23 protein-coding genes are annotated in these 22,192 nt (G+C 46.8%); 11 read left to right on the top strand and 12 right to left on the bottom strand.

Annotated features, from left to right (window positions below; translation table 11 throughout):
- On the bottom strand, positions 1-678 hold a 678-nt coding region (locus C7R93_RS17400), incomplete at its 3' end, for a helix-turn-helix domain-containing protein (protein ID WP_146142432.1).
- Between the two features lie 359 nt (positions 679-1,037).
- Here C7R93_RS17400 and C7R93_RS17395 point away from each other — a divergent pair.
- Positions 1,038-1,457, top strand: a complete 420-nt coding sequence (locus C7R93_RS17395) for an NUDIX domain-containing protein (RefSeq protein WP_106840001.1) — start codon at positions 1,038-1,040, stop codon at positions 1,455-1,457.
- Between the two features lie 58 nt (positions 1,458-1,515).
- Here C7R93_RS17395 and C7R93_RS17390 read toward each other — a convergent pair whose 3' ends face one another.
- Entirely contained in the window at positions 1,516-1,719 is a 204-nt protein-coding gene (locus tag C7R93_RS17390; protein WP_069852949.1) for a YwbE family protein, read from the bottom strand.
- Between the two features lie 78 nt (positions 1,720-1,797).
- Between C7R93_RS17390 and C7R93_RS17385 the strand changes: the two genes are divergently transcribed.
- The 7 genes from C7R93_RS17385 to C7R93_RS17355 all read left to right on the top strand — a co-directional run bounded on the left by C7R93_RS17385 (position 1,798) and on the right by C7R93_RS17355 (position 9,242).
- Positions 1,798-2,283: a hypothetical protein gene (locus C7R93_RS17385; protein WP_106840000.1), complete on the top strand. Its 486-nt coding sequence runs from the start codon at positions 1,798-1,800 to the stop codon at positions 2,281-2,283.
- A gap of 111 nt (positions 2,284-2,394) precedes the next feature.
- Positions 2,395-4,017: a GGDEF domain-containing response regulator gene (locus C7R93_RS17380; RefSeq protein ID WP_106839999.1), complete on the top strand. Its 1,623-nt coding sequence runs from the start codon at positions 2,395-2,397 to the stop codon at positions 4,015-4,017.
- A 12-nt stretch (positions 4,018-4,029) separates the two neighbouring features.
- On the top strand, positions 4,030-4,392 hold the full coding sequence (locus C7R93_RS17375; protein WP_069852954.1) for a response regulator transcription factor: 363 nt from the start codon (positions 4,030-4,032) through the stop codon (positions 4,390-4,392).
- Complete coding sequence (locus C7R93_RS17370; protein ID WP_106839998.1) at positions 4,389-7,274, top strand: ATP-binding protein; 2,886 nt, start codon at positions 4,389-4,391, stop codon at positions 7,272-7,274. Before C7R93_RS17375 ends, C7R93_RS17370 begins: the two co-directional genes overlap by 4 nt.
- Before the next feature lie 152 nt (positions 7,275-7,426).
- On the top strand, positions 7,427-7,633 hold the full coding sequence (locus C7R93_RS17365; protein ID WP_106839997.1) for a cold-shock protein: 207 nt from the start codon (positions 7,427-7,429) through the stop codon (positions 7,631-7,633).
- 85 nt (positions 7,634-7,718) lie between these two features.
- Positions 7,719-8,027 (top strand): hypothetical protein, encoded by a 309-nt coding sequence (locus tag C7R93_RS17360; RefSeq protein ID WP_016741286.1) that lies wholly within the window; start codon positions 7,719-7,721, stop codon positions 8,025-8,027.
- A gap of 174 nt (positions 8,028-8,201) precedes the next feature.
- Positions 8,202-9,242 carry an acyltransferase family protein gene (locus C7R93_RS17355; protein ID WP_106840004.1) on the top strand — a complete coding sequence of 347 codons (1,041 nt, stop codon included), beginning with the start codon at positions 8,202-8,204 and terminating at the stop codon, positions 9,240-9,242.
- A 92-nt stretch (positions 9,243-9,334) separates the two neighbouring features.
- Here C7R93_RS17355 and C7R93_RS17350 read toward each other — a convergent pair whose 3' ends face one another.
- The 3 genes from C7R93_RS17350 to C7R93_RS17340 all read right to left on the bottom strand — a co-directional run bounded on the left by C7R93_RS17350 (position 9,335) and on the right by C7R93_RS17340 (position 14,709).
- Positions 9,335-10,477 carry a sensor histidine kinase gene (locus C7R93_RS17350; protein ID WP_106839996.1) on the bottom strand — a complete coding sequence of 381 codons (1,143 nt, stop codon included), beginning with the start codon at positions 10,475-10,477 and terminating at the stop codon, positions 9,335-9,337.
- Between the two features lie 147 nt (positions 10,478-10,624).
- On the bottom strand, positions 10,625-13,177 hold the full coding sequence (locus C7R93_RS17345; RefSeq protein WP_106839995.1) for a BclA C-terminal domain-containing protein: 2,553 nt from the start codon (positions 13,175-13,177) through the stop codon (positions 10,625-10,627).
- A gap of 443 nt (positions 13,178-13,620) precedes the next feature.
- Positions 13,621-14,709, bottom strand: coding sequence for a glycosyltransferase family 2 protein (locus C7R93_RS17340; protein WP_106839994.1), 1,089 nt, complete (start codon positions 14,707-14,709; stop codon positions 13,621-13,623).
- Between the two features lie 150 nt (positions 14,710-14,859).
- Between C7R93_RS17340 and C7R93_RS17335 the strand changes: the two genes are divergently transcribed.
- The 3 genes from C7R93_RS17335 (at position 14,860) to C7R93_RS17325 (ending at position 17,659) form a co-directional block, all read left to right on the top strand.
- Complete coding sequence (locus tag C7R93_RS17335; RefSeq protein WP_106839993.1) at positions 14,860-15,963, top strand: glycosyltransferase; 1,104 nt, start codon at positions 14,860-14,862, stop codon at positions 15,961-15,963.
- On the top strand, positions 15,960-16,844 hold the full coding sequence (locus tag C7R93_RS17330; protein ID WP_106839992.1) for a hypothetical protein: 885 nt from the start codon (positions 15,960-15,962) through the stop codon (positions 16,842-16,844). The genes C7R93_RS17335 and C7R93_RS17330 overlap by 4 nt, the downstream gene beginning before the upstream one ends.
- A gap of 311 nt (positions 16,845-17,155) precedes the next feature.
- On the top strand, positions 17,156-17,659 hold the full coding sequence (locus C7R93_RS17325) for a DUF1062 domain-containing protein (protein ID WP_106839991.1): 504 nt from the start codon (positions 17,156-17,158) through the stop codon (positions 17,657-17,659).
- A 46-nt stretch (positions 17,660-17,705) separates the two neighbouring features.
- On the opposite strand, the gene C7R93_RS17320 is transcribed toward C7R93_RS17325, so the two are convergent.
- The 7 genes from C7R93_RS17320 to C7R93_RS17290 all read right to left on the bottom strand — a co-directional run bounded on the left by C7R93_RS17320 (position 17,706) and on the right by C7R93_RS17290 (position 22,191).
- Entirely contained in the window at positions 17,706-18,542 is an 837-nt protein-coding gene (locus C7R93_RS17320; protein ID WP_106839990.1) for an N-acetylmuramoyl-L-alanine amidase, read from the bottom strand.
- A gap of 6 nt (positions 18,543-18,548) precedes the next feature.
- A complete protein-coding gene (locus C7R93_RS17315; protein ID WP_106840003.1) occupies positions 18,549-19,004 on the bottom strand; it encodes a phage holin family protein in 456 nt (151 codons plus the stop codon).
- 67 nt (positions 19,005-19,071) lie between these two features.
- On the bottom strand, positions 19,072-19,542 hold the full coding sequence (locus tag C7R93_RS17310; RefSeq protein WP_106839989.1) for a C40 family peptidase: 471 nt from the start codon (positions 19,540-19,542) through the stop codon (positions 19,072-19,074).
- Between the two features lie 12 nt (positions 19,543-19,554).
- Positions 19,555-20,169 (bottom strand): DUF4376 domain-containing protein, encoded by a 615-nt coding sequence (locus C7R93_RS17305; protein ID WP_106839988.1) that lies wholly within the window; start codon positions 20,167-20,169, stop codon positions 19,555-19,557.
- Between the two features lie 14 nt (positions 20,170-20,183).
- The gene (locus tag C7R93_RS17300; protein WP_106839987.1) at positions 20,184-20,759 is read right to left on the bottom strand and encodes a hypothetical protein; all 576 of its coding nucleotides are present in this window, start codon (positions 20,757-20,759) and stop codon (positions 20,184-20,186) included.
- 14 nt (positions 20,760-20,773) lie between these two features.
- Complete coding sequence (locus C7R93_RS17295; protein WP_106839986.1) at positions 20,774-21,319, bottom strand: hypothetical protein; 546 nt, start codon at positions 21,317-21,319, stop codon at positions 20,774-20,776.
- On the bottom strand, positions 21,316-22,191 hold the full coding sequence (locus C7R93_RS17290; RefSeq protein ID WP_106839985.1) for a hypothetical protein: 876 nt from the start codon (positions 22,189-22,191) through the stop codon (positions 21,316-21,318). Before C7R93_RS17290 ends, C7R93_RS17295 begins: the two co-directional genes overlap by 4 nt.
- Position 22,192 lies beyond the last annotated feature (1 nt).

Raw genomic sequence — 22,192 nt, 5'->3', positions numbered from 1 at the left:
TATAGGTACGTTACATATAGTTTTATCAATAAGATGTTTATTAAACAATCTATTCATGGAAACGAAAATAATACTACATAAGGCTTCAAAATCCATTGAAATTTGATAAGAATGAAAAATGGATAAAAGCTTTTTTCTCAACTCAATAGGTAATAACGAATTTGCTGTGAATTTTTGTATAGAGTAAAAAAATACACAATAATAATGCCTAATATTGATTTCATCTCCAATTAGATCGAGATTTTTAAATGTAAAATCAATATTACTTTCTTTTAGGATATGTGCATACATTTTCAAGTTATTCTTTAACGTTTGTTTATTAACATATAATAATTGGGACCACTTTTCTAATGTATGATATTTATTATTAAATATACTAATCATAATTTCATAAATTATACTTTGGGTTAAATAGGAATTAATTATAGGGAAAGTAGAATCTGTTACTGGTTTGATTAACATGTATCCTTTAGTTGTTACGCCGATAATTTCCCAATTCTGAGGTAATTCTTTTTTTAATTGAGCAATATCTTTTGAAATTGTACGTATTGTACAATGAAGGTGCTTAGCAATATAAGTTGTAGATACAAACTCCTGTCCATTACTTAAGGTTTCAAGAATAAAAATTCGTCTCTGTATAGATTTATCTTGAATTATGTTATTAATAAATCTATTCATCAAATTGTCTCCCCTTCATTCTATGTAGTCAACCAATAATATCCACCAGTTTCACTAATATTTTGCTTCGATAACGAGGGCAGAAAACAAATTGAAAGAGAATGACAGATGCTGTAGTGCTGTTCGTTTATATTCTTGTCCCGTATAATCTATTGTCTTATTTTTGTGGATGAACTGCAACGACCAAACAAAAAAAGCATTCGCAAATGTGCTGAGTATTTGCCCTACCCATGATTCTTACCGTTACCGTTTTGCTGAACTTCTCGAAACCGTCTCTTCAGGCGGTTTCTTGTTTTGTCCTGCTAGGATTGAACTTTGCTATTATAGAAGAAACGAATCTGCCTATTGAAGGAGAAACCATGTCGACTACAATTGCTATACCAAGATTGGGCGTAGGAGCTGTCATCCTAAACGACAAGAATGAGATTTTGCTGGTATTACGAAATAGAGATCCAGAGAAGAATACATGGAGCATTCCTGGGGGAAAAGTTGATCCCTATGAACAACTGGAGACGAGCGTCATCCGAGAAATCAAAGAAGAAGTTAATCTCGATGTCGAGGTAAAGGCCCTCTTGTGCACAGCAGAAACGATCCGCCCGGAAAATGGCGAGCATTGGGTTTCGGTCATTTACGAAGTCACGACCCTGAGTGGAGAAGCACGTAATTTAGAGGAAGACGGGGCTATTGGAGACATGCGCTGGTTTTCACTCGATGCACTTCCGTCGAATCTGGCTTGCTTCGCCGTACCAGCTATCGAGCTTTTGCAGAACCGGAACTGATCATAAAAAGAAAAACGGACAGTTGCCCGTGTGGCCTGTCCATTTTTTCTGAAGAAGATTACTTCCCTTTTTGGATAATCTCTTGCACTCTCCCCACTTGTCCATCCGTCAAACGAACCTTGATGCCATGTGGATGTGTACTGGAGTTCGTCAGGATATCCTTGACGATCCCACGGGTGCGCTTGCCAGTGCGTTGGTCCTGTTTCAATACAATATCGACTTCGAGTCCTGCTACGATGTCTTTTCGGTTTTTTCCGTTCATTTTTCCCTTCTCCTTTTTTCGTTCTGTGTCCCACCTATGATATAATCGACAAACAAATCCATCTCACCGGAGGAATCCATGCTTACTTTTGAAGAAAAACTAGCGATTATTGAATCTTTTCCACAACTGACTCGGAATGACGTCTCCCTGAAACGGGTTAATTTTCATTATGAAGAAAGTCTTCATGAAAAGAAAACGGTTGTCTATCATCTTCATCCGAACGGCAACGGCTTTGTGTTCGTCGGCTTTGTGAAGAGCTATCAAAAGCAAAAAGACGATAAGGGCTTCATCAATATCCGTGATTTCTCGGCGGAAGAACTCCGCACGGTTATCGAAGCGTCGATCCACTCTCTCTCCCAAAAACGTGAGGAAGCGCCTAAAATCACTGCAGCATCAGATCAACTGGAGCAAACATGGGTCGACAAGCAAAACCGCACCCTCTTGCTGCAACAGGAAGACGCGCTGTGGAACGTATACCACGGTATGAACCTGGAAGCTTCCTTTGAATCGTACGTGGAAGCAGAGCAATATCTGATTGAAGAAGGATTTTCCCTGCAACAATAAGCCCTTCCTTCTCCCTGCTACATGTACCATACCAAATCGTAGACGTTTTGATCAAATTGGCGCAAGCGATCCAAATGCTTGCGCCATCCCAACACAGGGGGAGGGTACGACATGATCAAGTACAGAGATACGCTTCTTACAAATATCCACAAACAGATTGAGACGTGGTACGACCAGGAGGTTCCCATCTCTCATGATGATCTCTATCGCTTTCTGCATTCGTTGAATGGAACATCGGGAACGATTGGATTGACCGACTTGTCTGATCTGTCTCGTCTTCTCCTGGAACAAATGGACGACATGCCTGCCAAAAAATGGCCGACGAGTGAATGGCGAGCATTTTTGCAAGAGTTGATCATCTTATGCTGCGAGAAGCGACCAGAACGGGAAGTTTTTTTCGAGGCCCCCACTCTTCGACGGGAACCCCCTTGTGAGCAACAGCCTTTGGTCCTCATCCTGGATGATGACGTTACCTTGCTCATGTATCTAAAAGAATATTTAGAAAAACGCAATTGGTCTGTCATCGCTACGGTCTACCCTCATAAGGCTCTCGACTATTTTCACGACATGAACCCTGACTGCTTCATTCTCGATTTGAATATTCCGGAAACGGACGGCTTCCAAGTGATGCAGACGATCAGTGAAAAAATAAAAAAGCAATACGTGCCTACGACCATTATCAGCATCGATTGCCAACGGGAGACGCGTCTGCATGCCTATCGTTTGGGGGCAGATGACGTCATGTGCAAACCGCTTGATATGGAAGAGCTGGTCGTACGCCTCGAACGCCAGCTTCGCCGCAAGAGCTGGATGAACAGCATCTTGTTTCTGGACGAGCTTACGGGTGTCAACAACCGCAATTCTTTTGTTGATACGTATCAACGGCTTCTTTCTGATGCCCAGCGAACGAGCACCCCATTCTCACTAGCTTTTTTGGATATCGACTTTTTCAAAGGGGTCAATGATACATACGGTCATCTGATTGGAGACGAGGTGCTGGCTCGTTTTGCTGCATTCATCGGGCAGAGCGCCGAAAAACAGGATGTACTATTCCGGTACGGCGGAGAGGAATTTATCCTCCTGATGCCGCGTACGACTGTACAGACAGGAAAAGCCCGCCTAGAGCAAATGCTCTCTGCTTTTTGCTCACTGATCTTCGATGCTCCTGCAGGCATGTTTTCTCTGAGCTTTTCTGGGGGAATTGTACAGGTAGACGATCCGCAACAGCCGCATACCTATTGGATCGAGGAAGCGGACACCGCCTTGTATGCTGCCAAAAATGCAGGGCGACGCCGAATTCAAGCCGCTCTGCTCACCGAAACGCACGACTCCCCTAAAGTGAAGCTGAAGGTCGCTATTATCGATGATGATCCGATGATTCGCGTCATGCTTGCTGATTCCGTAAAAGCCAGTTTTGACGGTTGGATACACGTCGACATCCAGGCTTACGAGGAAGGTGCAGCTTTCTTTGCCTCCACTTGGCATCAAGGACAAGAGCCCTATCTCGTCATTTTAGACGGGCTGATGCCACAGATGGATGGCCTAGAGGTTCTCCAGAAAATCCGGAATTTGCCGAATGCCAAGAAATATACAGTGATTATGCTAACAGGCCGTACGGAAGAACAGGACATTGTCCGTGCTCTCCAGCTCGGTGCGGATGACTACATGACCAAGCCCTTTAGCACGCGTGAGCTAGAGGCTCGCATTACGCGACTGGTCAAACGAATGTTGTAAGGAGGTAACAGGATGGCAACGATTATGCTGGCTGAAGACGAAGCCGTGTTGCGCATGTTGATTGGCGACACGCTCGAAGACGAGGGACATGAGCTCGATATCGCTTGCGATGGAGAGGAAGCCCTGCAAAAAATCGGTCAAAATGAGTACGACTTGATTATTTTAGATTATATGATGCCCAAGCTGACAGGCTTTGAAGTATTGCAGCAGCTCAAACAGATGGACGACAAAAAGGCAGTGAAGGTCCTGATCCTCTCGGCAAAAAGTCAACATGCCGAACAGGAAAAAATGCGTGCAGCTGGTGCCGATGACTTCATGCCGAAGCCCTTTAGCCCGATGGATCTTGTCCGGAAAGTGGAGGAAATGCTCGCATGACCGGGTGGTCGATTATCAGAAAAAGTATCACGCGTCGCTTCATTGCGATGATGCTTCTCTTTCTGTCACTGTTAATTGCGGGCGCTGGTATCGTTCAATATTTGAATCACAGCGCACTCACCGAATATCAGACAGCATTACAAACTACCACGCAAAAACAAGATTTGGTCAGAGAAATCTCTGAGCATACGAGCCAGATCTTTTTTAGGGCCAGGGGTTATTACGCTTTTTTGAACCCGAATGAGTACAATGAGTTATTTATAGAGAAAGAGAAGCTGGAACAAGCGCTGGAATCACTCAAAAAACTGCCGCTCAATCAAGAGGAACAAGTGCGTGTCGCTTCCATCGAGTCTTTCTTCACGAACTTTTTCACCAATGTGTTCCCGACAGCTTCGAATTATGCAAAGACCGGAGACTATGAATCCCTGCGAAAATTCTCTTCCAGTGGCTTGACTCAGGCAGTGAACAACCTGCTTCAATATGCCGTGCGTTACGAGGATGAGCATGAACAGGTGTTGTACAAGAAAAACCAAGCACTGTTCCAAAAGCTATCACAGCAAAGCACCTGGTTTCTCGTGTACGCGCTGATGGTGCTCGTGATCATGGTGGTAGTCACCATTCAAACCACACGGGATATCGGCAGGCCGTTGGTTCGTCTATCCAAAGATGCCGAGCAATTTGCCAATGGCGGTACACCTCTTTTGCAGGATTTGAACAGGGTTGACGAAATCGGCAGGCTCTCCCGCTCCCTCAACTATTTAATCAGGCAAATTCAAGCCAAAGAAGAAGTTCTCATGGCGCAAAACGAAGAACTGCAAGCCCAGCAGGATGAACTGATGATGCAGCAAGAAGAGCTACAAGAAGCATTGGGCAAGATGGAGGAAAATGAACGGTATTTGGAAAAGAAAAACCGCTTCATCCTCTCTCTCGCGAATACATTGGACAAAACCGAACTGCTCTCGAGTATCATTCGCAATATATCCGAGGTCACGGATGCCGATAAAGGTGTCATCGTCATGCTGAACACTGACAGGGATGCAGCTAGCTTTGGCGTTTCCCAGAACGTGCTGGAGCAACTGCGAAAAGGATTGGATGAAGGTCCGTTCGTGCGAATCAAGGAAACGAGCCAGCCATATGTCCTGATCCGTGAAAGTACAGACGCTGAGCGCGGCTACACGGAGGAACTCTCTCGAACTTCCGAGCTCTACCTTCCTGTGTTGGATGCCAACCTGACAATCGTAGCATGTATCATCCTCTCCCGAATCGATCGCAAATTCACGGATCTGGAGCTACAAGTCATCATCGGGCTCGCCAAGCAGATCTCCTTGGCACTCGACAAGCTCGCGATGTTTGAGGAGACAGAGCGACAGCGCAAAATGACACAGGATATGCTCGATTCTGTTCAAGAGGGCATTCAGCTCATTGATCTGGATGGAGAAACTCTGCAGGTGAACCGGAATTTTTGTGAGCTCTTGTCCTACGACAATCAGCTCGCTTCGCAAGGATTTGACTTAGAACAGTTCCTTTCCTATTTACAGAGTCAAACCTCAGAGCCCGATCGGCTGATTCAATATGTCAGAGCTGTCGTCTTAAATGAAGGTGCCATTCCTTCAGGCAGCATTGTGTTTCAGATGACCGGACCGCAAGTACGCTATATTCAGCTCTATGCAGAGCCATTGTACCGGAACCAAGAGAAATGGAGTACCTTGCTCGTTTACCGTGACTTCACCAATGAATACGAGATCGATCAAATGAAATCGGAATTCGTCAGTACGGTCAGCCATGAGCTGCGTACCCCTCTCGCCAGTGTGCTCGGCTTTGCGGAGCTGTTGTTAACGAAAGAGCTCAAGCCCGAGCGTCAACAGCGGTACATAGCGACCATTTATCAAGAAGCGAACCGCCTGACTGCGCTAATTAATGATTTCTTGGATTTGCAACGCATGGAATCCGGCAGACAGACGTATGAGGTAGAGAACGTTGCGATTGATCGAGTGATTCGGGATATTTTCGGACTTTATCGAGTCCAGTCCCCTCTCCATAGATTCGAACTCGATTTGCAAACGGAGCAAACCACTGTTTATGGAGACCAAACCAAGCTGCGTCAAGTATTTGTGAATCTAATCAGCAATGCTGTCAAATACTCACCGCATGGCGGCCTTGTCCGGGTGAGGTGCCAACAAGATGGGAACCGTTTGCTCGTGGTGGTCCAAGATGAAGGGCTAGGTATTCCTGCTGAAGCCATCCCTCACCTGTTTACCAAATTTTATCGCGTAGATAACTCGGATCGCCGCGAGATCGGCGGTACAGGTCTGGGTCTGGCCATTGTTCGGGAGATCGTCCATATGCACCAAGGAGAAGTTACCGTTACGTCCGAATCGGGCAAGGGCAGTACATTTACGGTTACCCTTCCGCTGGCTGAGCACGCTTTGTCCGCTGGTTATCTTTCTGGGACGGAGGAGGCAGTCTCTCCAACTGGTCAATGCAATGGAAACGTTGTGATCATCGAGGACGATTTGAACTTAACCGAGCTGTTGCGTGATGAGCTGACGAGCTCTGGATTCCGTGTCAATTCCTTCTCTACTGCGCCAGAGGCAGTGGCAGCGATCGAGGAACTGCGACCGGATGCTGTCGTGCTTGACCTTATCTTGAAGGACGGCGAGAGTGGTTGGATGGTCATTGAGGAGATACGAAAAAATCCAGATTTACGGACCATTCCGATCGTGATCTCCAGTGCTATTGAGGAAAAGAAAAAAGCATTTGATCTGGGGGCAACCGGCTATCTGATCAAGCCTTATCATCCAGATACCTTGTCTAAAGCGATTTTACTGGCCATCGCGAATCATGAAGCAACGGGACAGATCTTCATTCCCGATAAACAGTAACTATCTCAATGGACGAAAGAGGCTACGGCTATGAAAGCGTGGTCTCTTTTTTTACCTTCTCACAAAGAAAATCTTGGTATATTCATGAGCTTTCCATCACACATTAATAGAGGTTACTTTGTGCACTTTTGCCCTGCAAAGGAGGAGTTCATGTGTATTTCTCAAAAAAAGCAGTCGTTCCAATCGAAGAAGAGGAAACAGATGTATGGACGTGCAGTAACGAGGGCTGTACGTGCTGGATGAGAGATAACTTTTCCTTTGATAAGAGCCCGAGCTGCCCCTTTTGCCATTCTAGTATGGTAAAAGACACGCGCATGCTGCCGGTCATAACCAACCACAGCGGCAGGCGGAACTCTTGATCCTCTTCGCTTCTTTTTTCTTGCGGGTATTCTTGCTCTTCTCTACAATAAGCTCATGACGTACGAATGTTAGAGGAGTATGCCCATGAACCGAAAAGAGATGGAAGATCAAGTGATTCAAGCTTATCAGCGCGACGAGGGCATGATGATTCTCGTTTTTGCCCAATGGTGTGTGAATCATGGTCTAGATGCACGCGAATTATACCGCCGCGCTTATCCCGCTCAAGGGGAAAATACGTTACTCGCTCAAATGCTGGACAATACCGTACCAAAAGAAGAAGCAGAGGACATTCCTGATGCGACTCTCCTTGGTGTATTGTCGTTGTTTGGCAATGACGATTTGGCGTTTGTGGTCAGTGAGACCATCGATGAAATGAAAAAGAATCCGAAATAATGCATGAAAGCCACACGTACAGGTGTGGCTTTCTTTCTTTTTCCCACTTTTCCAGAACTCCCCTCCCCTGTCCAAATACAATTCAAAGAAAACTTTATTATCATAAAAACTATTCACAGTTTATTGTTTGAGCGACAACGTCAGCCGACAAACGATGAAATGGAGAATATCGAAATGTATACAGATTCAAAAATCTTGAAATCTCTGTTTTACATCCAGCTCTTCTCAAGTTTTCTCGTTGTAGTCGGTCATTTCACGGCTTCTGCACTTTCTTTTACAGATCCGTTTTGGATCGTGGCCCTCAATCAGATCAGTCGCTACGGCACTGTCCTGTTGACGATTGCCACCGGTTATTTGACCGCTTATTCTTTTGAAGCCAAGAGCCCTACTGCTCGCGAGTTTTTTTCAGGGAAGCTTCTGTATATTTTTGTCCCTTATTTAGTATCTGGCGTCCTGTACCATTACTTGTTGAAAAAAGGGATGCCTCATACTGCCCAGGATTTTACGAACATTGTTTTAGGCAAAACAGGTGACCATCTCTACTTTGTGTTTATGATTTGCCAGTATTACGTTTTTGCCTATCTGTTTCGCCGTGTGATCACCAAGCGCAACATTTTGTACGTCATTTGGATTTTGCTTGGTATCCAGTATGTGTACATCAACTTTATCCATCAGGGCTGGTTCGGACTCAGCACGCGTCATATGCTCCCGAGCTGGATTTTTACCCTGTACATGGGGCACGTGTTATTTTGGTACCGTGAATCGATTCTTACCTTTTTGCGAAACAACCGCTCCATCCTTACGCTGATGACGGGTGTTTCTACTGCGGCTGCGCTGTTTTTTGTTGTCTCAAACAAGCTGTATGTGGCTGTGCATTTGACCTTTGTCTTCGCCACGCTACTATCGTTTCTCGTACTTATGGTCTTCTTTCTGGAACGCGTCGATCGTTTGCACATCAGGTTTCGAAAAGGGCTGACGTATTTTATTTTCTTGTTTCACTCTGCATTTTTGATCATGTTCAAAGATTATCTATTTGAGAAATACGGCGAGGTGGCTTGGTTGTTTGAAAACACATGGTACTCGCTGCTATATTTGCTCCTGATTATTGGGTGCAGTTGTTTGTTGGCGCTCATGCTAGTCTGGCTGGTAAACAAACTGGAGCTTATCACCAAAGCTATGCGACAAACACGCAGGCAGCTTCACGCTAGCAAATAAACAGTCACGTTTGTACCATTAAAAAAAACGCCTTATTCATGGTGCACGTCTGTTATCGATCGTGCCTTCATGAATAGGTCGTTTTTGTAGGATTAGATATGGGTGCTCATCGACATCGAGCCACTCGTACATGTGTCGCAAGGCTTGAATTGCATGGAAAATTGCGTCCTCTGATCAGTAGACTCGCACATAATCGTTCCTCCATGCCGCTCAATGATTTCTTTGCAGACGTATAAGCCAATTCCAGTACCGAGCTCCTTCGTCGTGAAAAACGGTTCAAAAATAACCGAAAGCAGGTCGGGTGGAATTGGCGATCCATTGTTGGAAACCATAATCAAGGACCTGTCAGGTGTTTGGGACACCTCAATGACAATCTCCTTACCGCCTGTTTTTTTATGTAACGCATCCAGCGCATTGGAAATGATGTTGATAAACACCTGCTTCATCTCATCCTTGTAGCCTTTTAGTTGAAAGGTAGGATCGATACTGCATTTGATATCCACATTCACGTCAACGATATTCGGATAGAGGAATGACAGAATCTCATCGAACAACTCCCAGACGCTAAAAACCTCCATTTGCTTATAGACCACTCCCTTTTTCGAGACCAGCAAAAACTGCGAAACTCGGTAGTTCAGTTGCCGCAGCTCATTTTCAATAATCTCTACGTAAGGGAGATTCGGATAATCTTCTTTTAACAAACGAGAGAATCCCATAATAGAAGTAAGCGGATTGCGGAATTCATGGACGAAGCTGGATGCCATTTGCCCCAGAATCGTGAGCCTGTCTTTGTGAGAACGCTCGATAAATAGCTTTTTCTCTTCCAGGTCGTGGTCTTTGAGATCCGTGTATTTGAAAACAGCGTGCACCAAAAAGACATCGAAGCATTCGTTTATTTTCAATAAGGCAGGCATTAAAGCGGCAGGCGAAAACGGACCTTTTTGGAGAAGATCGATAACCATTTCCCGGCCCATGCAAACGTTGGAGACGAAATCGCCAATGTTGGTCTCTGCCCGGTTTCGTTCATAGGCGACCTTGTAAGCCAATTCTTTAATATCCTCAAGAGTGATTTCCGAACGAAAATATTCAATAACCATCCGATACAGTGCTCGCCCATTCAGATGGATCAATCCCCTGTATTGATCACTGTCCGAAACGGCAATTCCTCGCTTGAATTCTTTCACGATCGTTGCCTCGTGCTTGTCCAAATATACTGCCAAGTCATCCATCGGCATCTATCCCCACTCCGAATAATAGGCAAATCCCCTTCCAACCTATTATACTATTATTGCTGTTAATTAACTAAATATTTTTACTACTTTAACGAAAAAGAAATAGCAAAGGGAAAGGAGCTACTTTTCATCGTAGCTCCTTTTGCCCTACTACGTGCTTATTTTAATAATCGTCAGGGTCGCTCCAGCCCCGGTCAGAAGGGTAGCTGATCCCAATAATCCGAACAGTTGCAGCGTGATTGTGGCTCCAGCGGTGAGAGGAGCGATGACGGTATTGTTGAACGATGAAAGCGATAAAGCTGGTGAGATGATAGTCGGTGAGAATGGCGTCCCATTTATCAAAATCCTCGAGCTAACCAGTAATGCTGCCGTTGTGTTGATGGAATACGAAATCAAATAGTTGCCTGCAGACGGAACCGTAAATACCGTATTGGCGCCATTCACTGTAATACCACCTGCTAACACCTGGTTGTTCGGTAAAGGGATATTCGTGCCTCCTAGGATTACTGCGATAAGAGCTCCTGAGGTATTGGCACCGAAGGAGTTGATGTTGGTGAAGACTGTACCGGTCGCTCCAGTGGGGCCGGTTGGTCCAGTGGCTCCGGTCTCTCCCGTTGATCCCGTTGATCCAGTTGCCCCGGTCGCTCCCGTTGATCCAGTCGGTCCGGTTGATCCGGTAGCTCCCGTGGCTCCAGTTGTTCCCGTCTCTCCGGTTGATCCAGTTACTCCAGTTACTCCAGTTACTCCAGTTACTCCAGTTACTCCAGTTACTCCAGTTACCCCAGTTGTTCCAGTTACCCCAGATGTTCCAGTTGTTCCCGTCTCTCCGGTTGATCCAGTTACTCCAGTCGTTCCAGTGGCTCCGGTCGTTCCAGTGGTCCCGGTTGCTCCAGTCTCTCCGGTTGCTCCAGTCGTTCCAGTCGTTCCAGTCGCTCCAGTCGCTCCTGTTTCTCCAGTTGATCCGGTCTCTCCGGTCTCTCCGGTTGCTCCAGTCGTTCCAGCTGCTCCAGTAGCTCCGGTCTCTCCAGTCGCTCCGGTTGCTCCAGTCTCTCCGGTAACTCCAGTTGTTCCCATCTCTCCAGTTGCCCCAGTCGCTCCCGTTGATCCAGTCGCTCCGGTCGCTCCGGTTGTTCCGGTTGTTCCGGTTGTTCCAGTCTCTCCCGTTGATCCAGTCGTTCCAGTGGCTCCGGTTGTTCCAGTCTCTCCGGTTACTCCAGTGGCTCCGGTCTCTCCAGTCACTCCGGTTGTTCCAGTCTCTCCAGTTGCTCCTGTTTCCCCAGTTGATCCAGTCTCTCCAGTTGTTCCAGTCTCTCCGGTTGCTCCAGTTGCTCCCGTTGCTCCCGTTGCTCCCGTTGCTCCAGTCGCTCCTGTTTCCCCAGTTGATCCGGTCTCTCCAGTCTCTCCAGTCTCTCCTGTTACTCCAGTTGTTCCCGTCTCTCCAGTTGCTCCAGTTGCTCCCGTTGCTCCAGTCGCTCCTGTTTCCCCAGTTGATCCGGTCTCTCCAGTCTCTCCAGTTGCTCCGGTTGCTCCGGTTGCTCCGGTCATTCCAGTCGTTCCAGTCGTTCCAGTCGCTCCGGTTGATCCAGTTGCTCCCGTCTCTCCCGTTGCTCCAGTCGCTCCTGTTTCCCCAGTTGATCCCGTCGCTCCCGTTGATCCAGTCGCTCCTGTTTCCCCAGTTAATCCCGTCTCTCCAGTTTCCCCGGTTGCGCCAGTGGCTCCAGTCTCTCCAGTGGCTCCAGTTGCTCCGGTCTCTCCAGTCGCTCCGGTCGCTCCGGTCTCTCCAGTCTCTCCAGTTGATCCGGTTGATCCAGTCGCTCCCGTTGCACCAGTCGTTCCAGTGCCTCCGGTCTCTCCGGTCTCTCCGGTCTCTCCCGTTGCTCCAGTCGCTCCCGTTGTTCCAGTCTCTCCCGTTGATCCGGTTGATCCAGTCGTTCCAGTCTCTCCAGTCGTTCCAGCTGCTCCAGTGGCTCCAGTCGTTCCAGTCGTTCCAGTCTCTCCAGTCGTTCCAGTGGCTCCGGTCGCTCCAGTCTCTCCGGTCTCTCCAGTCGCTCCAGTCGCTCCGGTCTCTCCCGTTGCTCCAGTTGTTCCCGTCTCTCCCACTGCCCCGGTTGATCCGGTTGATCCAGTGACTCCAGTCGTTCCAGTCGTGCCAGTTGCTCCCGTCTCTCCCACTGCCCCGGTTGATCCGGTTGATCCGGTTGATCCGGTTGATCCAGTGACTCCAGTCGTTCCAGTCGTTCCTGTGGCTCCGATCTCTCCAGTTGCTCCACTAGCTCCTGTCTCTCCGGTTGCTCCAGTTGTTCCGGTAGCTCCGGTGGCTCCTGTAGCTCCTCTCGCCCCAGTCGCTCCAGTCATACCTGTTGCCCCAGTTGCCCCAGTTGGCCCCGTATTCCTCCATACCGAATATTTAGAAGCATCCAGCACAGCCTCCAATTTCTTTTGCAAAAGCATGTCTTGCGTTGTCGTTGCATCGAGCATGTCCCGCACACTCTTGTTTAACGCGAGCAAATCGGCAATGGTGGCTCCTGGTCCAGATAGCCCGGGAATTGTTCCGAGTGCAAACTGAATTTTTTCAGCTTCCGCATTTAAAATATGACTAAGCCCCAACTCTTCCATAGCTAAAGAAGACAACATTAAATTGAGCGCTTCGTCACGCCCTATATGAATGAACGGGGTGATATTCGGTATATTTGGAAATGACATGATTCTCCTCCTCTTTGAAAAGGATGTTTCCCCTCCCTCATGAGTTGTTACACAAGAAGCCATGGCATTCTGATTTCCCAATCACTTGAAAGCGTATTGGACGAAAAAATGGCGCTTACAGACAACCACGAGAAAATAGAAGGAGAAAGGCAACCGTTGCTCATTCATTAGAGGAATCAATACGAGGAGTAATCGTTATCGAAGTGCTTTACCTAATCGTAAACGGGGTCTTTGTTTTCATCCGTCCTCTTCCTCCAAAAAAGAAGCCATCCCCCTTAATCTAAAAAGGGATTCCAACAAACTGTCATGCAGCTCTTACCAGTAACGAATGGAGAATCTCCTTCTTTAATCAACGAGGATCGATTCTATCTTTGTAGAGAAGACCCGTGCAAAATAACAGCTTTCCAAATTCAATACGGACAACCAAGAAGGAGTATAGCCACCTATTGTTCGACCGAATTCAGTTCCTCCAGCCTTGCAAAATAAGCTTCGTTGTACGCTACACTTGGATGCGTCGGGTAATACAGCTTTGCCATGTCGTGATGAATCTTAGCCTTTCGTTGATCCCCGATCCGATCGTAGCAGAAGCATAGCTGTATATGAGGCAACCACGTCCATGCCGATTCATCTACCTTCCCCATGGAACCTTGTGGCCGCTCCAATAATGTCGCCTGCCGGTACCAGTAAATGGCCTTCGGGAAATCTTGCTTCTCCACAAAAAAAGCCCCCATCCTGCAGCAAATCTCCGCACGCGGAAGGTCAATCGCAAGTGTCCTGGTCAAAGATTGAATTTGTTTTTCAGGTTGCTTCAAGTGTGCGTAACACTCTGACTGCTTCTGACACGCCCATAGTTGATCCTCGATCCAGCCCAAGCCCCCATCCAAAAACAACTGATATTGCTCAGCCGCCTCTTCGTACTTCGCATGATCGAACAATTCATTTGCAAAATAAAATTGGTCACGCGGATCAAAAACTTCGCCTTTTTCCTTGCGCTTTACATAAATTTGCAAATTCCGATCCGTATAAGGCTTATTCTTTTGGTGAGTAACGGCTATTTCGCTATGCAGGATTTCACCCGTGACGGCCAAATACTCATGGACCGCCCCATGCCAAACAAAGTCACACTTCCGTCGGACGAGACGATTTCTTCGCAAAGATTGAACGGGCTGTCCTCGCTCATCTACCATCAAGTGGTACGGCATCGAGACACTGTCATAATCAAAGTTGTCCGTGGTCTTCAATGCAACAAAGCGTTCCCTATCCACTTCCAAAAGCACATCATCCGCATCTAGCCACAAAATGTACGTCATCTGGGCTTGTGCAAAAGCAAAGTTACGAGCTGCTGAAAAATCGTCCACCCATGTAAAATCAAATAATTGTGCACCATAGGTCAATGCAATTTCCTTGGTCCGATCAGTAGACCCTGTATCGACAATGATGATTTCATCCACCAAATCGTAGACCGTCGACAAGCATCGACCGAGTGATTCTTCCTCATCCCGAACGATCATGCACAAGCTAACCGTGAACATGCAGATCGCCCCCTCCCCAAAAAATCATTGTCTCAACATCCTATTTCCTTCCATCCCCCTTTATGTATCCGTACTTTCATAACCATCTGCTCGCACGAATATGGTGTAACAATATGTTCTGACAACAACGAAAAGAAGGTGATTATCCGAATGAGCCCTCCTCTCCTTTCCCTATGCATGATCGTCAAAGACGAAGCAGACCAGATCGAAGCATGTCTGTCCAGCGTGCATATGGTGGTAGACGAGATCATTGTTGTCGATACAGGATCAACCGATGGTACACAGGATATTTGTCGGAAATACGGAGCGAAAGTTCTGGAAATTCCTTGGGAAAACAGCTTTGCGAAAGCAAGAAACGCCGGATTGCAAGTTGCCAAGGGAGAGTGGATTTTATGGCTGGATGCAGATGAAATCGTACAGGAAGAAAAACCGGGAGTGCTTCGTCAAGCTGTGAGTGCGAGCAAAGGCGACGCCTTTTTTATGAAAATGATCCATTACACTGGTTCGCAAAAGGAGCAAGCTTCGCGCCACTCCGCCTACCGATCCGGGCAAATCCGCTTATTTCGCAACAAAAAAGGGTTCCGTTTTGTGCGAGACATACACGAAGTGCTTCAATGGCCGGCCTCCATTTCTATGGATCTCGCTGTCCCTTTGCTACCTGTACATATCCATCATCTCGGATATATGGACGATGCCTTTCAACGAAAACAAAAAGCTTTGCGCAACTTAAAGCTCTTACGTAAAGAAAGAAAGCAATCCAAACAAGACCCGTGGTGTGATTACCATCTCGCAAACGAATTTTTTCGCGCTAAACAATGGGAGCATGCATTTACACTGGTGAATCAAGCGATCAAAGGCTTTTTGACCACCAAACAGCCTCCCCCGTCTATTTGCTACAAGCTGAAATTCGATATTCTTTTCCAGCATGGCAGTATGCGCGGAGCATGGCCGGGTATTGCACGAGCTATCCAGATCTATCCCAATTACGTAGATCTTCATTTTTACAAAGGCATTTTCCTGATGGAGCATGGCTTGTATGCCGAGGCGATAAAAGCTTTCGAGTCTTGCTTGGAGATCGGGGACAATCAGTGGGAGCATTTTAGTGAGCAAGGGATGGGGAGCTTTTACGCTTTTCACTTTTTGGGACGATGCATGGAGCGCTTGGGCAAGTCACATGAATCTCTTGTCTACGATTACACAGCGAGCTCCATACATGCTTCGTACTTCGCACAAAAACGAGAGGTGGTTCGATGAGTGTGAAAACGAGCGTGCTTATTGGCAGTCCAGTTTGCCAGAAACCAGATGTTCTCCGGATGTTTTTGTTCTCGTTAGAAAAGCTGTCGACCTCAAACTTGACGCTGCACTATTTGTTCGTTGATGACAATACCGATCCGCTTTCGAGCAAAATCCTTCAAAACTTTGCAGACAAACACACAGGAAAGGTCGACATTATCCCCGCTGCTGGCAGCATTCATCCTTACACATACGATGAGACGACCCATTACTGGAGCGACGCACTCGTTTGGAAAGTCGCTGAATTCAAGGACGAAATGATCGCCCGTGCCAAACAACATGATTACGATGCCCTCTTCCTCATTGATTCGGATTTGCTTCTCCAACCAGCTACTTTGGAAGTTTTGCTCTCCTCAGACAAACAGGTCATATCTGAAATCTTCTGGACGAGCTGGACACCAGATACCGTCCCCGTCCCACAGGTGTGGCTCAAAGATGAATACACCCAATTCGAATGCGCACGCCATGAACAAATTTCATTAGAAGAACAATACTTGCGGAAGTACACTTTCTACGGACAACTCCGTGTCCCCGGCGTATATGAGGTAGGAGGTTTAGGGGCTTGCACCCTCATCCGTAGAAAAGCGCTGCAGGCTGGCGTCAGCTTTAAGCAAATTCCGAATCTGAGCTTCTGGGGCGAGGACCGTCATTTCTGCATCCGGGCTCAGGCTTTGGGTTTGTCCCTTTTTGTGGACACACACCATCCAGCTTTTCATCTCTATCGGGAGAGTGACTTTACGGAAGCGCGAACCTGGATGAAGCAAATCTACGGCTCCGCTCCTTTACGCGTCAAAACCACTCGCCCACCTGTGTTCAACAATACGATCCCCCTTGGAAACTAACCCATTATATGGTATATTGATTCCACGTCTATTTGGATGGAAAGGTACGGTAACTACGTATGCCAACAACTACTTTGTAATGGCCTAAAAAACTGGATAGCTTGCCCTTCGGAAAACAAACTGTTTTTCGCACGGGTGCAGTCTGCCCTTTTTTCCCATTACAAAGGAACGTAACGAAATCTGTAGGTGTAAATCCTGACGGAGGTTCGCTATGGGGAATCTCCGTTTTTTGTGTCCAAAAACAGGTCTGCCCTACAGGACATCCAAATAGCAAGTGCGTTCCTTTCACTTTTTACACGAGGTGAAGGACCATGCATACCATCGAGCATACGTGGGTTTTACGTGAAAATCACGAAAATCAGCCAGTCCAGCGATACTGCAGCAATTGTGGGCGAACCGTTCTCTTTTTCGATACCAACATCCGCCGCCACAACGCTAACGGCAAAAACATCTATCGCTTCGCTATCTATAAATGTGAAAAAAATCATACATGGAACGAAAAGCTCGCCATCTACAAAGCCTTTACAGATCATCGGGAGGTGCCAGATACGGAGTTTGGTGAAGAAATCGCGCCACTCTCTACTCTCCCCTTGCATGAATACCAAGAGAAAGGCGTTCAGGAAGTGACGATTCGGATTGAGAGCGCAGAGGCCCGCTTCCGCCTCGACAAGCTGCTGTCTGAACGAATAGAAGGCTGGAGTCGCAACCAGATTGTCCGCAAGATCAAGGACGGACAAATTCGTCTGAATGAGCAAGAGACGAAACCAAGTGCTGTTTTGAGTGCAACGGATATCATTCAAATTTTGATTGGGTAAAAGTATGTATAGGAAAAGTCGCAGACGGGATCTGCGGCTTTTTCTTTTATTTCTTCAATACGACTGCTTTCCTCGGCTCGTCCCACTCCACTTGCAGTCCAAGTAAGGCAGCCAGCTCTCTTGTTTTCGCATAAGTGGTTCCCTGGTCGTTTACATGGGAGACTTCCTGTCCGTTTACTGTCACTTTTTGCGTGGAAGGCTCCCATTCCACTGCTCCGCCCACTGCCTCCGCAATCATTCGAATGGGTACATAGGATACATCATCGATTAGTTTGCCTGTGGCAGTAAGTGTCAGTTCAACTGCGCACTTATCCACACCAGGCTGTGGTTTTTGTGGATAAGCTGTGAGAAACCTGTGGACATCCTGTTGAAACTTTGCCCATGCGTCCTTCGCTGTCATTCCCGTATATGTTTGAGCCGTTTCATTGACGACAAAAAAGGCCGGGCAGTTTTTCCCCGTAATGTCGTAATGACGCCACAGGTGATCGACTCCCCAGCCATGTCGTTTCAAGATATCTGCGGTCAGTGCCACTGTTTGCTCGTACATTTTCGCAAAGCTTCCATCTGCATTGACGCACATTTCAATCCCAATCGTGCAGTTGTTCGGGTAGGTGCTCAATCTGGTCAAGGCGGCCTGTGAATAAGTTTTCGCCCCGACGTGGTAGCCGATCTCGTCCTCGGGCAGACAGCGAATGATTTGTTTGTCGTCCACAATGTAGTGGGCGCTCGCTACTGTCGTTGGTCTGTTGAAGTAGTTTCGGTTTGCGGCGGCATTTGCACCGCTGCGCTCGTTAGCCGTCCAGTGGATGACGACGCCTTTTGGAACGATTTTCTTTTTGGGGCGGGAATTTACGTTGGTCAGAAGCATCTCGGTGATTTTCATTGTTTACTAGGACTCCTTTCGTTTAGCTCGCTCAGTCTTTGCTTTGATTTCGGCGCTGACTAATTTCTCGACGGATTTGGGCATCGGCCAGCCTGCGCGGTGGGCATTTGCTGTGAGGCTGTTCCATGTATGATAGAGTAGACCAAATGTGACACCATAAAACAGAAAGCCGGGTGTCCCTATCACCCGATCCAGCATATTTGCAACAGCCGGCAGTGCTAAAAGAAACAGCGAACGCGGAATTCGGGATAGGCCATATTCAGCCGTATAGGATTTATCCTTTTTCGCTGCGGATATGCCCGTGACCCAATCAAGTGCAATCATGAAAAACAGCACAAACAAAATATCCAGCCTGCCAGTTCCATATAGGTATTGAAAAATCGGAGTAAGAAACACTCCTGCGGTTACTGCCATTCCGTTCGCTGGGGTCACTACATGCTCTAAACTCTGTAAAAACTTCATCAGCTCATCTTCCTCCTCACCCCCTCGGGGCAAATGATAAGGGAGCCGCATTAGCAGCTCCCCAGTGTTACGCGATTTTTTGAAGTTTACTGGACTTTACTAGATCAGCAGGACTGACTTTCCCTATCGCATCAGGCGTCAAGTTTATACCAGCAGCAGCAAACATCCCGTCGACAGTTTCAGAGCAATTTATGCGGTCAGGAGCGTCCTGGATCGGCACCCCTGTGAGTAGATACAGCCCGTTGGTATTCGTCTGCCAAAAGTCATAGGGAGTGCCGATGTGTTTCCGGATAAACCCAGTCATTGCCTCTTCCTGCCAAGACTCCAATTCACCTCGATACCGATAGACGTCTATTTGCTTGGGTGGGTAGCTGTTATGATTCCATTGCAACGGAAACCGCCAATCTGTTTCGGCAATGTGGTACTCATCCAGAACGATGGCAACATGACTATACGGCGAGTTTGTGACTCCTTGAATCAGCCGAGCAAGAGGTGAGCTGCCACGAACAAAAAGAAGGTCAAAGCGCTTCAAGTTCATACGCTCGACCTCCTACCAGTTGATCCGGTCAACTTCTTCTTTTGTGGTTGCAGATTCTACATTTCCTTTCAACGTCCAATACTTCTCGATCTGTTGTTGCTTGTGCTGACCCGCCTCAAAAACCACATCGATAAACTGTGCCCTGGTTAGCGTTACAATGCCAGCATTCTCTGTTTTCCATTGAGTTTCTGTCAACTCAGGCTTGAGCAAAAATAAGGTACTTTGCTGGCTGAAGTTAGCCTGATCCTCTTCATTAAAACGGAAGCTGTGCTTTGTTGCGGTAGATATGAAGCCAGCATGAATCGCTTTGAAGCATTCGTTATTTAGAAGGTCGATCTTCGCTGCTTTCACCTGGTCAATGGAAGCAGTTGGAGGCGTAAGATCCCAAATAATTGTCTGGCTCTTAGGATCGATGCGATATTGGTATTGTGAGAACTTGTCCGAGTCTTGACCGTATTCGAGTTGCAGGCAGCCTACAGTTGCTGGGACACGCTCAGCCAGAGCAGCATATGCCTGGAAGTCCTCTTCCTGAGTTGTTTCTCTCACGAATCCAGCACGTTCGCCTGAATCCACCAATACACTGCCTGTCAATTTGTCAAAATAGATTTTTCGTCCGATTTGTTGCATACTATTTCCTCCTTTTATTCGAATGCTAGCCAGCGAAAACTTGTAGCTGAAAGGTTGGTGATGGCGAAAACAGAAAAGTAATCATCGTACATCTGGAGAAAGTTATTAGTAAGGTTTTGGGTTGACCCCGATACATGCCCTCCAAATGCAGGTCCTAACGTATTCTTAAAAAACACGTCGGTATCTTTCGCATTTCCAATGTAAACATTGATGTCGAAACTACTTCTGGTATTGTTTTGGTACACCATAACGTAGTTTGGTTTAAATCCGAGTCCATTTACAGTAACTGTTCCAGATCCGTTTATTGTAAACGTACCGCCAGCCCAACGTTTCCCATTGTACGCCCCAACTTTGTCCGCGAGAGACTGAACGCCTTCGCTTCCACTAGCCGCTTGTCCTTTCGCGGTAAGATTGGCTGCAAGCGTACTTTTTGCATTTTGCAGCTTTGTAATAATCGTCGCCACATCATCGGTGCTTACTACTGGGCTGCCTACAACTGCTGCAAGGTCAGCTTTTTGGTTTATGCACTCCATCGTTTGCAGTGCTGTGACCATGTCCTTGATGGAAGCTGTGTTTGGTAATTGCGCCATATGCTACCTCCTTTCTACTCAATAGCAAACCAACGGATGTAGTTGGTATAACCTGTAACACCAGTGCTACGTAGTTTGAATGAATTGGTGGTCGGTGCTGTTGATTGAGCAATAACATTACTTTCAACAGACCAGTTGTCTACTTTCTTCCAACCAGTAAATATCGGATTGCTGTATGAAGGGCATGCAGTATAACAGTGAATATTAACATCAGAACTTGTTGCATCACCCGTGTTGAAGGCAAAAATAGTCTTTGGTACGAAACCAAGTCCAGTAACGGTAACCTCATTATTTGTGCCGCTACTGCCCGGAATTGCAACAGTACCAGTAGCCCATTTTTTGCCGATGTATAGATTTGGGATAGCTGCAATGATATCAGCCCAGGTGGAAGAAGCATTGATAGCTAAAGTAGGGTCTTTAGCTTTTAAATTATTTATAATGATTGTTTTTACCACACTTTGGTTAGTATCCGCTGCGTTTGCAATGTCAATTAAAGCCTTCCTGTCTACCCCATTTATCCCTTTCCCCATGCCGTGATCCCGAAGAATATCACTTATCATGCACTTGGCACCTCACTTACAACATCACCATCAGCATCGTAAGTAATGGTTACTGTGACAGTGTAATCCGCGGTTGTTCCATCCGCTTTGTAATAAACTCGCGTATCGGTCTGATAATTACCTTTCGCATCGGGATTTGAGAGTGTAGATTTCATGTACAAGGTGTTATCCGCTACTCTTCGGTACTCAACAACCTTGAATATGCCGTTTGCATCTTTGCCACTTTTATTTTTCTTGAAATTCGCCAGTTGATCTGCAACCAAACGGCTGCTGGCGTCCCGTGTAGGGATTTGGTTAGCCCCTGCCCCTATGGTTTTACCTCCAACACTGGAAGCATCACCCGTGATGCTAAAAGCTCCTTTACCAGATCCATCGAGGCGAGGAATCTTATTTGCGCTGTTGGCGACTTCTGATTGCTTAACAAACATCTCTGTCGATGCAATGTTTCTACTATCAACTGAACTAATAATAGAACTCGCATCAGTAGCAAAGTACCAGAGTTTACATTTGGCATCTGCGATTGCCTGAGAAGTCGTGTTTTTCAACACTCCATCAGAGTCCAAATACAGGTATTGTCCTTGTGTAGCATTTAACTGTATGCTCCCTGCATTTACCACAAAACGAACACCATTAACATAGGCGACACCAGATGTCCATCGAGCTGTTAATTCGTTTGCTGAAAATTCCAATCCTGAAATGACCGGACTACCAATCACTGTTTGTGCCAAGACCTCAGTAAGTGCCTGCGCGTCAGCAATACCCTGCTCCATTTTATTCATCCGTGTTGCAGTTATCTTTGTCCCTTGCTGTACAACCTCACCTGTTACGGGATCAATAATATGGTCAACCCATGTCGTCTTTTGATAAGTCACT

The sequence above is a fragment of the Brevibacillus fortis genome, assembly GCF_003013395.1.
GTDB lineage: Bacteria > Bacillota > Bacilli > Brevibacillales > Brevibacillaceae > Brevibacillus > Brevibacillus fortis.
Note: the sequence above shows the minus strand (reverse complement) of the source record. Positions and strands in the feature narration are given on the sequence as shown.

Excerpts from the sequence above, each read along its gene's own strand:
- C7R93_RS17370 (WP_106839998.1), top strand. The coding sequence starts at position 4,389 with ATGACCGGGTGGTCGATTATCAGAAAAAGTATCACGCGTCGCTTCATT.
- C7R93_RS17340 (WP_106839994.1), bottom strand. The coding sequence starts at position 14,709 with ATGTTCACGGTTAGCTTGTGCATGATCGTTCGGGATGAGGAAGAATCA.
- C7R93_RS17390 (WP_069852949.1), bottom strand. The coding sequence starts at position 1,719 with ATGAACGGAAAAAACCGAAAAGACATCGTAGCAGGACTCGAAGTCGAT.
- C7R93_RS17385 (WP_106840000.1), top strand. The coding sequence starts at position 1,798 with ATGCTTACTTTTGAAGAAAAACTAGCGATTATTGAATCTTTTCCACAA.
- C7R93_RS17375 (WP_069852954.1), top strand. The coding sequence starts at position 4,030 with ATGGCAACGATTATGCTGGCTGAAGACGAAGCCGTGTTGCGCATGTTG.
- C7R93_RS17300 (WP_106839987.1), bottom strand. The coding sequence starts at position 20,759 with ATGGCGCAATTACCAAACACAGCTTCCATCAAGGACATGGTCACAGCA.
- C7R93_RS17315 (WP_106840003.1), bottom strand. The coding sequence starts at position 19,004 with ATGAAGTTTTTACAGAGTTTAGAGCATGTAGTGACCCCAGCGAACGGA.
- C7R93_RS17330 (WP_106839992.1), top strand. The coding sequence starts at position 15,960 with ATGAGTGTGAAAACGAGCGTGCTTATTGGCAGTCCAGTTTGCCAGAAA.
- C7R93_RS17350 (WP_106839996.1), bottom strand. The coding sequence starts at position 10,477 with ATGCCGATGGATGACTTGGCAGTATATTTGGACAAGCACGAGGCAACG.
- C7R93_RS17320 (WP_106839990.1), bottom strand. The coding sequence starts at position 18,542 with ATGAAAATCACCGAGATGCTTCTGACCAACGTAAATTCCCGCCCCAAA.
- C7R93_RS17295 (WP_106839986.1), bottom strand. The coding sequence starts at position 21,319 with ATGATAAGTGATATTCTTCGGGATCACGGCATGGGGAAAGGGATAAAT.
- C7R93_RS17305 (WP_106839988.1), bottom strand. The coding sequence starts at position 20,169 with ATGCAACAAATCGGACGAAAAATCTATTTTGACAAATTGACAGGCAGT.
- C7R93_RS17335 (WP_106839993.1), top strand. The coding sequence starts at position 14,860 with ATGAGCCCTCCTCTCCTTTCCCTATGCATGATCGTCAAAGACGAAGCA.
- C7R93_RS17310 (WP_106839989.1), bottom strand. The coding sequence starts at position 19,542 with ATGAACTTGAAGCGCTTTGACCTTCTTTTTGTTCGTGGCAGCTCACCT.
- C7R93_RS17360 (WP_016741286.1), top strand. The coding sequence starts at position 7,719 with ATGAACCGAAAAGAGATGGAAGATCAAGTGATTCAAGCTTATCAGCGC.
- C7R93_RS17395 (WP_106840001.1), top strand. The coding sequence starts at position 1,038 with ATGTCGACTACAATTGCTATACCAAGATTGGGCGTAGGAGCTGTCATC.
- C7R93_RS17325 (WP_106839991.1), top strand. The coding sequence starts at position 17,156 with ATGCATACCATCGAGCATACGTGGGTTTTACGTGAAAATCACGAAAAT.
- C7R93_RS17380 (WP_106839999.1), top strand. The coding sequence starts at position 2,395 with ATGATCAAGTACAGAGATACGCTTCTTACAAATATCCACAAACAGATT.
- C7R93_RS17355 (WP_106840004.1), top strand. The coding sequence starts at position 8,202 with ATGTATACAGATTCAAAAATCTTGAAATCTCTGTTTTACATCCAGCTC.
- C7R93_RS17345 (WP_106839995.1), bottom strand. The coding sequence starts at position 13,177 with ATGTCATTTCCAAATATACCGAATATCACCCCGTTCATTCATATAGGG.